Origin of the sequence: Klebsiella sp. FDAARGOS_511 (assembly GCF_003812845.1) — a bacterium.
Classification (GTDB): Bacteria; Pseudomonadota; Gammaproteobacteria; order Enterobacterales; family Enterobacteriaceae; genus Klebsiella; species Klebsiella grimontii.
This window is the reverse complement of the sequence record NZ_CP033824.1, coordinates 1,267,615-1,281,723: the sequence shown is the minus strand read 5'-3', so window position 1 is coordinate 1,281,723 and position 14,109 is coordinate 1,267,615. Positions and strand designations below refer to the sequence as shown.

Annotated in this window: 10 protein-coding genes; 6 read left to right on the top strand and 4 right to left on the bottom strand. The window is 62.6% G+C overall.

Annotated elements, in window-relative coordinates; all coding sequences use genetic code 11:
- Positions 1 to 258 precede the first annotated feature (258 nt).
- From fes to entF, 3 genes are read left to right on the top strand one after another with little or no spacing between them, the layout of a single operon-like run.
- Positions 259 to 1,458, top strand: a complete 1,200-nt coding sequence (gene fes, locus EGY08_RS07325; RefSeq protein ID WP_004130317.1) for an enterochelin esterase — start codon at positions 259 to 261, stop codon at positions 1,456 to 1,458.
- A gap of 27 nt (positions 1,459 to 1,485) precedes the next feature.
- Positions 1,486 to 1,689, top strand: a complete 204-nt coding sequence (locus EGY08_RS07320; protein ID WP_049113610.1) for an MbtH family protein — start codon at positions 1,486 to 1,488, stop codon at positions 1,687 to 1,689.
- 10 nt (positions 1,690 to 1,699) lie between these two features.
- Complete coding sequence (gene entF / locus EGY08_RS07315; RefSeq protein WP_123828352.1) at positions 1,700 to 5,581, top strand: enterobactin non-ribosomal peptide synthetase EntF; 3,882 nt, start codon at positions 1,700 to 1,702, stop codon at positions 5,579 to 5,581.
- A gap of 199 nt (positions 5,582 to 5,780) precedes the next feature.
- On the opposite strand, the gene fepC is transcribed toward entF, so the two are convergent.
- From fepC to fepD, 3 genes are read right to left on the bottom strand one after another with little or no spacing between them, the layout of a single operon-like run.
- Positions 5,781 to 6,575, bottom strand: coding sequence for an iron-enterobactin ABC transporter ATP-binding protein (fepC, locus tag EGY08_RS07310; RefSeq protein WP_087828686.1), 795 nt, complete (start codon positions 6,573 to 6,575; stop codon positions 5,781 to 5,783).
- The gene (fepG, locus tag EGY08_RS07305) at positions 6,572 to 7,564 is read right to left on the bottom strand and encodes an iron-enterobactin ABC transporter permease (protein ID WP_004130323.1); all 993 of its coding nucleotides are present in this window, start codon (positions 7,562 to 7,564) and stop codon (positions 6,572 to 6,574) included. Before fepG ends, fepC begins: the two co-directional genes overlap by 4 nt.
- Positions 7,561 to 8,568: a Fe(3+)-siderophore ABC transporter permease gene (fepD, locus tag EGY08_RS07300; protein ID WP_087828685.1), complete on the bottom strand. Its 1,008-nt coding sequence runs from the start codon at positions 8,566 to 8,568 to the stop codon at positions 7,561 to 7,563. Before fepD ends, fepG begins: the two co-directional genes overlap by 4 nt.
- A 112-nt stretch (positions 8,569 to 8,680) precedes the next feature.
- Between fepD and entS the strand changes: the two genes are divergently transcribed.
- A complete protein-coding gene (entS, locus tag EGY08_RS07295) occupies positions 8,681 to 9,922 on the top strand; it encodes an enterobactin transporter EntS (RefSeq protein ID WP_004130327.1) in 1,242 nt (413 codons plus the stop codon).
- A 113-nt stretch (positions 9,923 to 10,035) separates the two neighbouring features.
- Here entS and fepB read toward each other — a convergent pair whose 3' ends face one another.
- Positions 10,036 to 10,995 (bottom strand): Fe2+-enterobactin ABC transporter substrate-binding protein, encoded by a 960-nt coding sequence (fepB, locus tag EGY08_RS07290; protein ID WP_049113738.1) that lies wholly within the window; start codon positions 10,993 to 10,995, stop codon positions 10,036 to 10,038.
- A 311-nt stretch (positions 10,996 to 11,306) separates the two neighbouring features.
- On the opposite strand from fepB, the gene entC reads away from it, so the two are divergent.
- Together entC and entE are read left to right on the top strand one after the other, a co-directional pair.
- Positions 11,307 to 12,482, top strand: a complete 1,176-nt coding sequence (gene entC / locus EGY08_RS07280) for an isochorismate synthase EntC (RefSeq protein WP_123828351.1) — start codon at positions 11,307 to 11,309, stop codon at positions 12,480 to 12,482.
- 9 nt (positions 12,483 to 12,491) lie between these two features.
- Complete coding sequence (gene entE / locus EGY08_RS07275; protein ID WP_123829413.1) at positions 12,492 to 14,099, top strand: (2,3-dihydroxybenzoyl)adenylate synthase EntE; 1,608 nt, start codon at positions 12,492 to 12,494, stop codon at positions 14,097 to 14,099.
- Positions 14,100 to 14,109: the final 10 nt, after the last annotated feature.

Genomic DNA, 14,109 nt, shown 5'->3' with positions numbered 1-14,109 from the left:
TTTTCGTCGCCGCCTTCCCCAAAGGCCCTTCCCGTCGGGAGGGGAGGCGGAATCAATAGTGCCAGTCGAGGGCAAAGGCATTCCGTCGCTGGCTAAATGAGCCCTCTCTGACATGTTTATTTTTGAAAGACGCGCTTCCCACAGCGCGCTAATACGCTATTGCAAATGAAAATAGTTATCAATAATATTATCAATAAATATTGCGTTTATTAATGCGTTTGTTGATAAATGTCACGATAAACATAGGGTTGAAAAGGAATGCATAAGACAGGATGCGACGACTGGTGGCGCACTATCTCCGGTCCGCAAATAGAGGCCGTGGACGACGCGTATCGGGTGACCTTCTGGTGGCGCGATCCGGCGGGCGACGAAGCGTCTTCGGCAACCCGGCGGGTGTGGATTTATATTACCGGCGTGACTGACCATCATAAAAACGCCGTGCCGCAAACGCTGCAGCGCATTCCCGGCACCGATGCCTGGTGCTGGCAAACCACGCTTTCTCCCACCTGGCGCGGCAGCTACTGCTTTATCCCTTCCGCGCGCGACGACGATTTTTCTCCTCAGCTTTTTAACGGCGACAGCCCGGACCGCGCGCTGCTGCGCGAAGGCTGGCGCAAGCTGCTGCCGCGGGCGATTGCCGACCCACTTAATCCGCAAAGCTGGAAGGGCGGGCGCGGTCACGCGGTCTCCGCGCTGGAGCTGCCGGAAGCCCCTGAGCAGCCGGGCTGGGCGCTGCGCGATGAGCCTTATCAGCCTCCGATCTGCATTGAGTGGCGCAGCCAGCGGCTCGGTAACCGCAGACGAATATGGGTTTACGCCACCGGCGACGCGCAGCCGCAGCAGCGCCCGTTGGCGATCCTGCTCGACGGCCAGTTCTGGGCCGAAAGCATGCCGGTATGGTCGCCGCTGGCGGGCCTAACCCGCGAAAAACGGCTGCCGCCGGCAGTTTATCTGCTGATTGACGCGATTGATAACTCACACCGGGCCGCAGAGCTGCCCTGCAATGACGCGTTCTGGCTGGCGGTACAGGAAGAGCTGCTGCCAATGGTTCACCGGCTAGCGCCTTTTAGCGATCGCGCCGATCGCACGGTGGTGGCGGGGCAGAGCTTTGGCGGACTGGCGTCGATGTTCGCCGCCCTCTACTGGCCCCAGCGCTTTGGCTGCGTGCTCAGCCAGTCCGGCTCCTACTGGTGGCCGCATCGCGGCGGCGCGCAGACGGGCCTGCTGGTTGACCGCCTGAGCCGCGGCGAATTACATCCGCAAGGGCTACGTATCTGGCTGGAAGCCGGTATTCGCGAGCCGATCATTTTTCGCGCTAACCAGGCGCTACTGACGCATCTGGAACAGCAGACGATTTTCTGGCGTCAGGTTGACGGCGGGCATGATGCGCTGTGCTGGCGCGGCGGGCTGACGGCGGGGCTCATCCAGCTGTGGCAGCCTTTATGCCGTGACGAGTAGCAAACCGCGCTTTACGAGGAATTTGACATGCAATTCAGTAATCCCTTCGACAATCCACAAGGGCAGTTTTACATCCTGCGCAATGAGCAGCAGCAGTACAGCCTGTGGCCGCGCCACTGCGCGCTGCCGCAAGGCTGGTCGGTAGAGTGCCCGCCGCAGTCGTTAGAGGCGTGCAACGCCTGGCTGGCGGCGAACTGGTCTACCTTGAGCCCCGCCCACCATGCGTCCTGAGGAGCCGATAATGACCACACGTTTACCGCTGGTTGCGGCGCAGCCTGGGATCTGGATGGCGGAGCGCCTCTCGACGCTGCCCGGTGCCTGGAGCGTCGCCCACTATGTTGAGCTGCGCGGCGATATTGACCCGGTCCTGCTCGGGCGGGCGATTATCACCGGGCTGTCGCAGGCCGACACCCTCAGCATGCGCTTTTGTGAAGATAACGGCGAAGCCTGGCAGTGGGTCGATGAACATCGCATTTTTGCCGAGCCGGACTGTCGGGATCTGCGCGCGTTGAGCGATCCGCACGCCGCGGCGTTGGCGCTGATGCAGGCCGACCTCGGGCAGAATCTGCGGGTGGACGGCGGTAATCCGCTGGTCTGCCATCAGCTGCTGCGGGTGGGGGATAAGTGCTGGTACTGGTATCAGCGTTACCACCATTTGCTGGTCGATGGCTTCAGCTTCCCGGCCATTACCCGCCAGATCGCCGCAATTTATCGTGCCTGGCAGCGCGGTGAAGATACGCCCGCCTCGCCGTTTACGCCCTTTGCTGAGGTGGTGGAAGAGTACCAGCGCTATTACGGCAGCGACGCCTGGCAGCGTGACAAACGGTTCTGGCAGGCGCAGCGTCAGGCGCTGCCGTCCCCGGCCTCGCTGTCGGACGCGCCGCTAGCGGGAAGGGCGACCAGCAGCGATATCTGGCGCATGAAGCTGGAGGCGGATGCCGGCGTCTTTAGCCGGCTGGCGGCAAGTGCGCCGCAGTGCCAGCGCGCGGATCTGGCGCTGGCGCTGACCGCCCTGTGGCTGGGACGGCTGTGCAGCCGAACGGAGTATGCCGCAGGCTTTATTTTTATGCGTCGTATGGGCTCCGCGGCGCTCACCGCCACCGGTCCGGTGCTCAACGTTCTGCCGCTGGCGGTCACCATTGACGCCGGGGAAACGCTGCCGGAGCTGGCCGCGCGTCTTGCCGGACAGCTGAGGAAAATGCGCCGCCATCAGCGCTATGATGCCGAACAGATTGTCCGCGACAGCGGCAAGGCGGCGGGCGATGAACCACTGTTTGGCCCGGTGCTTAATATTAAAGTTTTTGATTATCAGCTAGATATCGATGGCGTACAGGCGATAACCCATACCCTGGCGACCGGTCCGGTCAACGACCTGGAGCTGGCGCTGTTCCCGGATGAAGCCGGTGGCCTGTCTCTGGAGGTGCTGGCCAATAAGCAGCGTTATGATAAACAGACGCTGGGCAACCATATCGCCCGACTTTCCGCGCTGCTGGCGCAGTTTGCCGATAATCCGGCCCTGCGCTGCGGCGACGTGAATATGCTATCGGCGGCGGAAGCGGAGCAACTACGGCGGGTGAACGCCACCGCCGTCGATCTGCCGCTCACCACCCTGAGCGCCCTGGTGGCGGAGCAGGCGGCGAAAACCCCGGATGCCCCGGCGCTGGCGGACGGCCGCTGGCAGTTTAGCTACCGCGAGATGCGCCAGCAGGTGGTGGCGTTGGCTGAACAGCTTCGCGCGCGGGGCGTCAAACCGGGCGATAGCGTGGCGGTGGCGCTGCCGCGTTCGGTATTTCTGACCCTGGCGCTGCACGGCATCGTTGAAGCCGGCGCCGCCTGGCTGCCGCTGGATACCGGCTATCCCGACGATCGTCTGCGGATGATGCTGGAAGACGCCCGGCCGTCGCTGTTGATTACCTCTGAAGATCAGCGGGCGCGCTTTAGCGATATTCCCGGCCTCGAAAGCTTGTGCTACCAGCAGCCGCTGGCGACGGCGGATGCCGCGCCGCTGGCGCTCTCGCAGCCGGAACATACCGCGTATATCATCTTCACTTCCGGCTCGACGGGGCGACCGAAAGGAGTCATGGTCGGGCAAACCGCCATCGTCAACCGCCTGCTGTGGATGCAGGACCACTATCCGCTCACCGCCGATGATGTGGTGGCGCAGAAAACGCCGTGCAGCTTTGATGTGTCGGTATGGGAGTTCTGGTGGCCGTTTATCGCCGGCGCGCAGCTGGTGATGGCCGAGCCGGAAGCCCATCGCGATCCGCTGGCGATGCAGCAGTTTTTTGCCCGCTACGGCGTGACCACCACCCACTTTGTGCCGTCGATGCTGGCGGCGTTTGTCGCTTCGCTGGATACGGAAAATGTCGCCTCCTGCCAAACCCTGCAACGAGTATTTTGTAGTGGTGAAGCGTTGCCGACAACGCTGTGCCGGGAGTGGGAATCACTGACCGGCGCGCCGTTGCATAACCTGTATGGACCGACGGAAGCGGCGGTGGACGTCAGCTGGTATCCGGCCTGCGGGCCTGCTCTGGCGGCGGTAACCGGCGCCAGCGTGCCGATTGGCTGGCCGGTATGGAATACCGGATTGCGTATTCTGGATGCATCGATGCGCCCGGTACCGCCGGGCGTGGCGGGGGATCTCTACCTGACCGGCATTCAGCTGGCGCAGGGTTATCTCGGGCGTCCCGATTTAACCGCCAGCCGCTTTATCGCCGATCCTTACGCGCCGGGCGAGCGCATGTACCGCACCGGCGACGTTGCCCGCTGGCTGGATAACGGCGCGGTCGAGTATCTCGGGCGCAGCGACGATCAGCTAAAAATCCGCGGCCAGCGGATCGAACTTGGGGAAATTGATCGCGCAATGTCGGCGCTGCCGGACGTTGCGCAGGCGGTGGCTCACGCCTGCGTCTTCAACCAGGCGGCGGCGACCGGGGGCGATGCCCGCCAGCTGGTGGGCTATCTGGTTTCTGAATCCGGCCTGCCGCTGGATACCGAGGCGCTTAAAGCGCGGCTTGGCGAACAGTTGCCGCCGCATATGGTGCCGGTGGTGCTGATTCAGCTGCCGGCGCTGCCGCTGAGCGCCAACGGCAAGCTGGATCGCAAAGCGCTGCCGCTGCCGACGCTGAGCCGCGTAAGCCGCGGTCGTCCGCCGGAGCCGGGCGTTGAAACCACCGTTGCCGCAGCGTTCAGCCAGCTGCTGGGCTGCGAGGTGAACGATATCGACGCCGATTTCTTCGCCCTCGGCGGCCATTCGCTGCTGGCGATGCGTCTGGCGGCGACGCTCGGCCGCGAACTGCAACGCCAGGTGACGCCGGGGCAGGTGATGGTCGCTTCTACCGTCGGCAAGCTGAGCGCGCTGCTGGTATCGGATCTCAGCGATGAGCAGGCGCAACGGCTGGGTTTCGACGCGATCCTGCCGCTGCGCGAGAGCGACGGCCCGACGCTATTTTGCTTCCACCCGGCTTCCGGTTTTGCCTGGCAGTTCAGCGTGCTGGCGCGTTATTTAAACCCGCGCTGGTCGATCGTCGGCATTCAGTCGCCGCGACCGCACGGACCGATGGCGACGGCGGCGGATCTGGATGCGGTCTGCGAGCATCATCTGCAAACCCTGCTTTCGCAGCAGCCCCACGGCCCCTATTATCTGCTGGGCTATTCGCTCGGCGGCACCCTGGCGCAGGGAATTGCCGCCCGCTTACGCCAGCGCGGCGAAGCGGTGGCGTTTCTCGGCCTGCTGGATACCTGGCCGCCGGAAACGCAGAACTGGGCGGAGAAAGAGGCCAACGGTCTGGATCCTGAGGTGCTGGCGGAGATCGCCCGCGAGCGCGAGGCGTTTCTTGCCGCTCAGCAGGGGCAGGCTTCCGGCGAGCTGTTCAGCGTGATCGAGGGTAACTACGCCGACGCGGTGCGCCTGCTGACCACCGCGCACAGCGCGAAGTTTGACGGTAAGGCGACGCTGTTTGTGGCGGAGAAAACTCGTCAGCCCGGGATGGATCCGCAGAGGGTCTGGAGGCCGTGGGTCGGTGAGCTGGAGGTATTTAGCCAGGATTGCGCCCACGTGGATATTATCTCTCAGCAGGCTTTTGAAGCGATCGGCCCGGTGCTCAGGGAGATACTGGGTTAGGGAACGATGAACTCCCGGGTTGCAAATGGTGGTGAACCCGTAGCCCGGTCAGCGAAGCGCCACCGGGGAAGCAAACCGCAGAGCATTTCAGACCTGGCACATTTCCCGGAGGCGGCGCTTGACGCGCCTGTCCGGGCTACCGGCCCGCAGAAGGCGGTGAACCCGTAGCCCGGCTAAGCGTAGCGCGAGCCGGGAGTCTCTACTTTCGACCCAGCGGCACCACCAGCGGCGTATGTGCCACCGGATCCTCTATGATCGTACAGCGCAGACCGTAAACCTTTTCAATGAGCTCCGTGCTGACGATCTCCTTCGGCGCGCCTTCGGCGACGATTTTACCCTCGCGCAGGGCAATCAAATGGGTGGCGTAGCGGCAGGCCTGGTTCAGATCGTGCAGCACCGCCGCCAGCGTATAACCCTTCTGCTGATTCAGCTCGCTCAGCAGCTCAAGCAGATCGATCTGATGGCTGATATCCAGCCAGGTGGTGGGCTCATCGAGCAGCATAATCGCCGTCTCCTGGGCCAGCACCATGGCGATCCACGCCCGCTGGCGCTGGCCGCCGGATAGCGTATCGACGCTTTGTCGCGCCAGATCGGTAATACCGGTGGCCTTCATCGCTCTGCTGACCGCCTCTTCATCCTCTTTGCGCCAGCGGGTAAAAAGCGGCTGGTGCGGATAGCGCCCGCGGGCCACCAGCTCCTGGACCGTAATATCCCCCGGGGTGGTGGCGTTCTGCGCCAGCAGGCCGATGCGTTTGGCAACCTCTTTACTGGCGTAACGCTGGATCTGCTCGCCGTCGAGATAAACATGACCGCTGGCGGGCGTCATCAGGCGGCTCAGAGTGCGCAGCAGCGTCGATTTACCACAGCCGTTGGGGCCAATAATGGCGGTAAAGTGGCCGTCGGGAATGGTGACGTTCAGCGATTCGGCGATGGTTTTTTTGCCGTACGCCAGGGTCAACTGGTCGCCGCGCAAACGGGAGGTTACAGCGGTCATTTTTTGCGGGACTCCTGAATTAATAACCCGATAAGGTAGATGCCGCCAATGCTGACGGTCACCACGCCCACCGGTAACTGATAGGGCATAAACAGACGCTGCGCGCAGTAGTCAGACAGCGCCAGCAGCAGGGCGCCGCATAGCGCCGCCTGCGCCAGCCCCCAGCGGGCGGTACCGCTAAGGCGCCGCGCGATATGCGGCGCCACGAGGGCGATAAACGAAATCGGCCCGGCGAGCGCGGTAGCGGCGGCGGTCAGCACCACCCCGACCAGCATCAGCAGCAGCCGCGAGCGTTCAACCCGCACGCCCAGCGCGCAGGCGGTGTCGTCGCCCATCTCCAGCAGCCGCATACGCCGCGCCAGCAGCGCCCCGCACGCCAGCATCAAGAGAATCAGCGGCGCGGAGGGCCAGGTTTTCCCCCAGGTCAGACCGTTAAGCGAACCGGCATACCACAGCCCGGCGGAGAGGGCGGTTTCCAGCGAAGCGCGCAGCAGCAGCCAGGTGTTGAACGCCACCAGCATGGCCCGCACGCCGATGCCGATTATAATCAGGCGAAAGGTCTCAATGCCGTTGCGCCACGCCAGCAGCCAGACCACCAGCGCGGTGAGAATACCGCCAACCATTGCCGCCATGGCGATAGCCGCCAGGTTCTGGCCGAACATCACCATCGCCACCAGCACGCCGCTCCAGGCCCCGGTGTTGAATCCCATCACGTCCGGGCTACCCAGCGGGTTACGGGTCAGCGACTGGAAAATCGCGCCGCTGACGCCAAGGGCGGCGCCGATCAGCAGCGCCATCAGCACGCGCGGCAGTCGCCACTCGGTCACCACCAGGGTGACGTTACGCGGCGCATCGCCGAGCAGCGCGGAGATAACCTGCTCAACGCTTAACGGCACCAGGCCGCTACCCAGCCCCCACAGGGAGACCAGCACGCTGGCGACCAGCAGCAGCAGACAGCTCAATATCAGGCGACGAGAAGGCGCAATCACATGCCACCTCCGCGCGGCTGGCGGCGCACCAGCCAGATCAGCACCGGCGCGCCGATAAAGGCGCTGACCACCGAAACCCGCAGTTCGCCGGGCACCAGCAGGCGCCCCAGTACGTCGGCAAACAGCAGCAGAGCGGGGGTCGCCAGCAGGGTCACCGGCAGCGACCAGCGATGATCCGCGCCCACCAGCCAGCGGGCCATATGCGGCATCATCAGGCCGATAAAGGCGATTGGCCCAACCACCGCCGTGGCGCTACCGCACAGGACCGTAATCGCGAGCAGACCGATAAGCTGAGTCCGCGCGACGCGGCTGCCGAGGGCGGTGGCCGTATCGTTACCGAGGCTCAGGCTGTTTAAGGCCCGACTCAGCAGTAGGGTCACCAGACCGGCCATCAGCACCGGGATTAGCACAATTTTCAGGGTTTGCAGGGTGCGCACGTCCAGCGAGCCCGCCTGCCAGAAGCGCAGTTGGTCATAGACGTCAGGATTAAGCAGCGCGATACCGCTGGAAAGCCCTTCCAGCACCGCCGCCAGGGCGACCCCCGCGAGGGTCAGACGCACGGGGCTAAGCTGTCCGCCGCCCTGGCTGCCGGTAAAGGCGACCAGCAGCGAGGCGCCGAACGCGCCGCAAAAGGCCATCAGCAGCTGCTCCTGCGGCGAGGAAAGGCCAAACAGCGCCGCGCCGAGCACGATAGCGAAGCTGGCGCCGGAGTTGACGCCAAGGATCCCCGGGTCCGCCAGCGGGTTGCGGGTCAGCGTTTGCATCAGCGCGCCGGCCAGACCCAGCGCGCCGCCGGCCAGCAGCCCTGCGAGGGTTCGCGGCAGCCGGGCATCAAGGACGATGGTGCAATCGGCGCTCTGGCAGGTGCCGGTGAAGGCATCGAGGACGACGCTAAACGGTAGGGGTTTGGCGCCGATCAACAGGCTGAGCGCAACGGCGATGATTAAAACGATTAAAAGACCCGGCACGGCAAAGGCGCGCGCCGCGGTCGTGGAACACGACATGGCTTACATCCCTGGCATGATAATGATAGTAATTATCGTTATCGATTCTATTCAGTTATGTTAGCATGTGCACCCATAAAAATGGTATGGAAAATAATAACAAGGCGCTGTCATGAACCGACAATCCTGGCTGCTGAATCTCAGCTTGTTGAAAACTCACCCGGCCTTTCGCGCCGTCTTTATCGCTCGTTTTATTTCAATCCTGTCGCTTGGCCTGCTGGGCGTGGCGATCCCGGTGCAAATCCAGATGATGACCCATTCGACCTGGCAAGTGGGGCTGTCGGTGACCTTGACCGGCGCTTCAATGTTTGTCGGTTTGATGATCGGCGGCGTGCTTGCCGACCGCTATGAGCGCAAGCGTTTGATCCTGCTGGCGCGCGGCACCTGCGGGATTGGCTTCGTTGGGCTGTGCCTGAACGCCATGCTGCCGGAGCCGTCGTTAATCGCCATCTATCTGCTCGGTATCTGGGACGGTCTGTTCGCTTCTATTGGCGTGACCGCGCTGCTGGCGGCGACGCCGGCGCTGGTTGGCCGGGAAAATCTGATGCAGGCAGGGGCGATCACCATGTTGACGGTGCGGCTGGGCTCGGTGATTTCGCCGATGATTGGCGGTCTGCTGCTGGCAACCGGCGGCGTGGCCTGGAACTATGGCCTGGCGGCGGCGGGAACCTTTATCACCACGTTGACCCTCCTGCGTTTACCGCTGCTGGCGCCGCCGCCGCAGCCGCGCGAGCACCCGCTGAAATCGCTGAACGCGGGGCTGAAGTTTCTGTTTAACAGCCCGCTTATCGGCGGCATCGCGCTGCTTGGCGGCCTGCTGACGATGGCCAGCGCGGTGCGCGTGCTCTATCCGGCGCTGGCCGGAAGCTGGCAGATGTCGGCGTCGCAGATTGGCCTTTTGTATGCCGCGATCCCTCTCGGCGCGGCGCTCGGAGCGTTGACCAGCGGGCAACTGGCGCAGACGGCGAGGCCGGGCGTGCTGATGCTGGCGACCACCGTCGGCTCGTTTGTGGCGATTGCGCTGTTCAGCCTGATGCCGGTGTGGGAGCTGGGCGCGCTGTGTCTGGCGCTGTTTGGCTGGCTGAGTGCGATAAGCTCGCTGCTGCAATATACGCTGATTCAGACCCAGACCCCGGAAAATATGCTCGGGCGCATCAACGGTCTGTGGACCGCGCAGAACGTGACCGGCGATGCGATAGGCGCGGCGCTGCTCGGCGGACTGGGCGCGATCCTGACGCCGGTGGCCTCGGCGAGCGCCAGCGGTTGGGCGCTGGTGATTGTAGGCGCGGTGCTGGTGGGGCTGTTACGCGAACTGCGCCGCTTTCAGCGCCCGGAAGTGGTCAGCGAAAGTTAACTCCGCTGGGTTTCCCGGCGGCGATGCTGCGCATCTGTCCGGGCTACGCTTCCCCAGCGGTCTGCGGTCCTGTAGCCTGGTCAGGCGCTTTGCGCCGCCCCCGGGAGATCGGCTTAGGCAAAGAGAGCTGCTAAACGCTGCAGCACCAGAACGGCGCTGTAGTAATCCAGGCGGAAGGTTTCCGTCCCTAGCGGATAAACGCGTTTGCCTTCGACCGCTGGCAGATGCGCCAGCAGCGGATTGGCGTCAATCGCGTCGGCGTCCTTTTGGTCGCCGGCGAACAGGAACAGGCTCTGGCCATTAAGCCCGGCGGCCAGATTCTCCCCGCCCAACTGCACGATATCATGACGTTTTCCCTGGCTCTGGCTGGCATGCAGCCCGCCGGGCAGGTCGGCGAGGGTAAAGCCTAACTGCTCGAGCAGCTGTCCCTGAGCGGATTCTTTGGTCCAGATATTGGCGCTATGGGCCGCGGCGGTATAGACCAGCGCGGTGACCGGCTGCGGCGGCAGCTTCATTTTCTCTTTCAGCGCCGCTAGCTTTTTATCAAACTCCGCGATTCTCTCCGCCGCCTGTTTTTCGTGGCCGGTAATCTCCCCCAGTTGGGTCAGCAGGGCCTGCCAGCTTTTATCATCGTAGTTAATGATAAGCGTTGGAGCGATGGTGGAAAGCTGGTCGTAGAGCGTCATCGCCGAATCGCCGCCGGTGGCGCTAATCAGAATCAAATCCGGCATTTGCGCGGCGACGGCCTCAGCGCTCGGTTCGCCAATATAGAGGCGTGAGAGCTTGCGCGCTTTCGCCACCTCGCTCCATTGCCGCAAAAAACCCTGGCCATCGGCGACGCGGTTATTGGGCGTCGTGGCCCCGCTGGCCACCACCGGCGCGTCAATCGCCAGCAGCGAGCCGGTCAGCGTCACGCTGGTGGAAACAATGCGCAACGGCTGGCTTTCCAGCGTATGTGTTCCGCGGCTGTCGGTAATCTGTCGTGGCCAGTCTGCCGCCAGCGCTGAGCTAATACCTAAAATCGCCAGGCCGCTGGCGAGGAGGGTACGGCGGCAAAAGGTGGAGAAATTCACGTATTCGCATCCTGATTGAGTGGTGATAAATGCTTCTCATTTTCAGCTTTGCGCCGCGTGGATGCAAGTCTATACCCTAATAATTCGAGTTGCAGGAAGGCGGCAAGTGAACGAATCCCGATGAGCTTACTGTAGTAAGTGATTCGGGTGAGCGAACACAGCCAACACACCTGCAACTTGAAGTATGACGAGTATAAGTCGCACAACATGCTACCTGTACGGTTGACATAAAGCGCAATACCTTTTAGGTTAGCCAACCAAAATATAAATGATAATTATTCGTAATATCTTTATCGTTTTTGGAGGATGATATGGAAACGTCTTTGGCTGAGGAAGTTCGGGAGAAAAAAATGACCCTGCCGCCGGAAAGCTTCTTCTTTATGTCGCCGTACCGCAGTTTCACCACCGCTGGCTGCTTTAGCCGATTCTCTCATCCCGCCGCCGACGGCGATGATCCGAACGGAGAGTTTCAGCAAAAAATGGCCGCTGCTTTTAAAGCGGCGCGAACTGCCGGGATCGCCAGGCCGGTGATGGTCGGCGCCATTCCGTTCGATACCAGCGAGCCCTCCGAGCTGTTTATCCCCGCGAGCTGGACAGCATTCTCCCGCACTGAAAAGCAGCACTCCGCGCGCTATGCGTCGGGGCAAAATCCGATGGATGTCGTGCAGCGCCGGGAGATCCCCGAGCAGGATACCTTTATGGCGATGGTGGCGCGCGCGGCGGCCCTCACCGCGACGCCGGAAGTGGACAAGGTAGTCCTGTCGCGCCTGATTGATATCACCACCCGCGAACGAGTCGATAGCGGGGCGCTGCTCGAGCGCCTGATCGCCCAGAACCCGGCCAGCTTTAACTTCCACGTGCCGCTCTCAGACGGCGGCGTGCTGCTGGGCGCAAGCCCAGAGCTGCTGCTGCGTAAAGAAGGCGCGCATTTCAGCTCTCTTCCGCTGGCCGGTTCTGCCCGCCGCCAGCCGGACAATGTGCTGGATCGTGAAGCAGGGCACAGGCTGCTGGCGTCGGAAAAAGACCGCCATGAACATGAGCTGGTGACTCAGGCGATGAAGGCCGTATTAGCGCCGCGCAGCAGCGAACTCTCTCTGCCGGACTCTCCGCAACTGATCACCACGCCGACCCTGTGGCATCTGGCGACGCAGATTCAGGGTACCGCGCTGGCAAACGAGAATGCCATGTCGCTGGCCTGCCTGCTGCATCCGACTCCGGCGCTGAGCGGTTTCCCGCATCAGGCGGCGAAACGCCTGATCGGCGAACTGGAGCCGTTCGACCGCCAGCTATTCGGCGGCATTGTCGGCTGGTGTGATGATGAAGGCAACGGCGAGTGGGTAGTGACCATCCGCTGCGCGCGCCTGCAGCAGCGCACCCTGCGGCTATTTGCCGGCGCAGGTATCGTTCCGGCCTCTTCGCCGTTGGGCGAGTGGCGCGAAACCGGCGTCAAATTGACCACCATGCTGAACGTATTCGGCTTGCAATAAGGGACGATGATGATCGAATTTACCCGCTGGCCGGAAGCGTTCGCGGCCCGCTATCGGCAAAAAGGTTACTGGCAGGATCTGCCGTTAACCCATCTGATTACCCGTCATGCGGAAAACGACGCCCCGGCGATTATCGACGGCGAAAGAAGCTACAGCTATCGTGAATTCAACCACCTGGTGGATAACCTCGCTTCCTCGCTGCAGCGTCTTGGCCTGAAGCGCGGCGAAACGGCGCTGGTGCAGCTGGGCAACGTCGCGGAATTCTATATTAACTTTTTCGCGCTGCTGCGCATTGGCGTGGCGCCGGTCAACGCGCTGTTCAGCCATCAGCGTAGCGAGCTGAACGCCTACGCCGCGCAAATTGAACCCGCCTTACTGATTGCCGACCGCGCACATGCGCTGTTTGCCGATGATGATTTTCTTAACGCTTTTGTTACGCAACATCCGTCGGTACGCGTGGTGCTGCTGCTGAACGACGACGGCGAGCAGAGCCTGACGGCGGCCATTGAGCGCGCTGACGATAGTTTCGTTGCGCATCCGACGCCTGCCGACGAAGTGGCTTTTTTCCAGCTTTCCGGCGGCAGTACCGGGACGCCGAAGCTCATTCCACGTACGCATAACGACTACGACTATAGCATTCGCCGCAGCAACGAGCTGTGCGGCGTGAGCGCCGAAACGCGCTACCTGAACGCGCTTCCCGCCGCCCACAACTACGCGATGAGCTCGCCGGGTTCATTAGGCGTGTTCCTCGCGGGCGGCGTGGTGGTGTTAGCGCACGATCCGAGCGCGACCCTCTGCTTCCCGCTGATAGAAAAGCACCAGATCAACCTGACCTCGCTGGTTCCCCCCGCGGTCAGCCTGTGGCTACAGGAGATCCATGACGCCGGCAGCAATGCTCAACTGCAATCGCTGCGACTGTTGCAGGTGGGCGGAGCGCGCCTGTCAGCGACCCTCGCCGCGCGCATTCCGGCGGAAATCGGCTGCCAGCTGCAGCAGGTCTTCGGCATGGCGGAGGGGCTGGTGAACTATACCCGCCTCAACGACAGCCCCGAGCGCATCATCAACACCCAGGGCTGTCCGATGTGCCCGGATGACGAAGTGTGGGTGGCCGATGCCGACGGTAATCCGCTGCCGCGCGGCGAAGTCGGACGCCTGATGACCCGCGGGCCTTACACCTTCCGCGGGTACTACAAGAGCCCGCAGCATAATGCCGAAGCCTTTGATGCCGAGGGCTTCTACTGTTCGGGCGATCTGATTTCGATCGATGAAGCGGGCTACATCACCGTGCAGGGGCGGGAAAAAGATCAGATCAACCGCGGCGGCGAGAAGATCGCGGCGGAAGAGATCGAAAACCTGCTGCTGCGCCACCCTTCGGTGATCCACGCGGCGCTGGTCAGCATGGAAGATAGCCTGCTCGGTGAAAAAAGCTGTGCGTATCTGGTAGTGAAAGAGCCTCTGCGTGCGGTGGCGGTGCGCCGCTTCCTGCGTGAACAAGGGGTCGCAGAATTTAAACTTCCGGACCGCGTGGAGTGCGTTGATGCGCTGCCGCTGACGCCGGTGGGCAAAGTCGATAAAAAACAATTACGTCAGTGGCTGGCTGAACGCAAGCTGGGCTGAAGGAGAAGAC

What these genes read in the sequence shown, in the direction of transcription:
- entE (WP_123829413.1), top strand. Translation starts at nt 12,492, where the DNA reads ATGATCGAATTTACCCGCTGGCCGGAAGCGTTCGCGGCCCGCTATCGG.
- fes (WP_004130317.1), top strand. Translation starts at nt 259, where the DNA reads ATGCATAAGACAGGATGCGACGACTGGTGGCGCACTATCTCCGGTCCG.
- entS (WP_004130327.1), top strand. Translation starts at nt 8,681, where the DNA reads ATGAACCGACAATCCTGGCTGCTGAATCTCAGCTTGTTGAAAACTCAC.
- entF (WP_123828352.1), top strand. Translation starts at nt 1,700, where the DNA reads ATGACCACACGTTTACCGCTGGTTGCGGCGCAGCCTGGGATCTGGATG.
- entC (WP_123828351.1), top strand. Translation starts at nt 11,307, where the DNA reads ATGGAAACGTCTTTGGCTGAGGAAGTTCGGGAGAAAAAAATGACCCTG.
- fepD (WP_087828685.1), bottom strand. Translation starts at nt 8,568, where the DNA reads ATGTCGTGTTCCACGACCGCGGCGCGCGCCTTTGCCGTGCCGGGTCTT.
- EGY08_RS07320 (WP_049113610.1), top strand. Translation starts at nt 1,486, where the DNA reads ATGCAATTCAGTAATCCCTTCGACAATCCACAAGGGCAGTTTTACATC.
- fepC (WP_087828686.1), bottom strand. Translation starts at nt 6,575, where the DNA reads ATGACCGCTGTAACCTCCCGTTTGCGCGGCGACCAGTTGACCCTGGCG.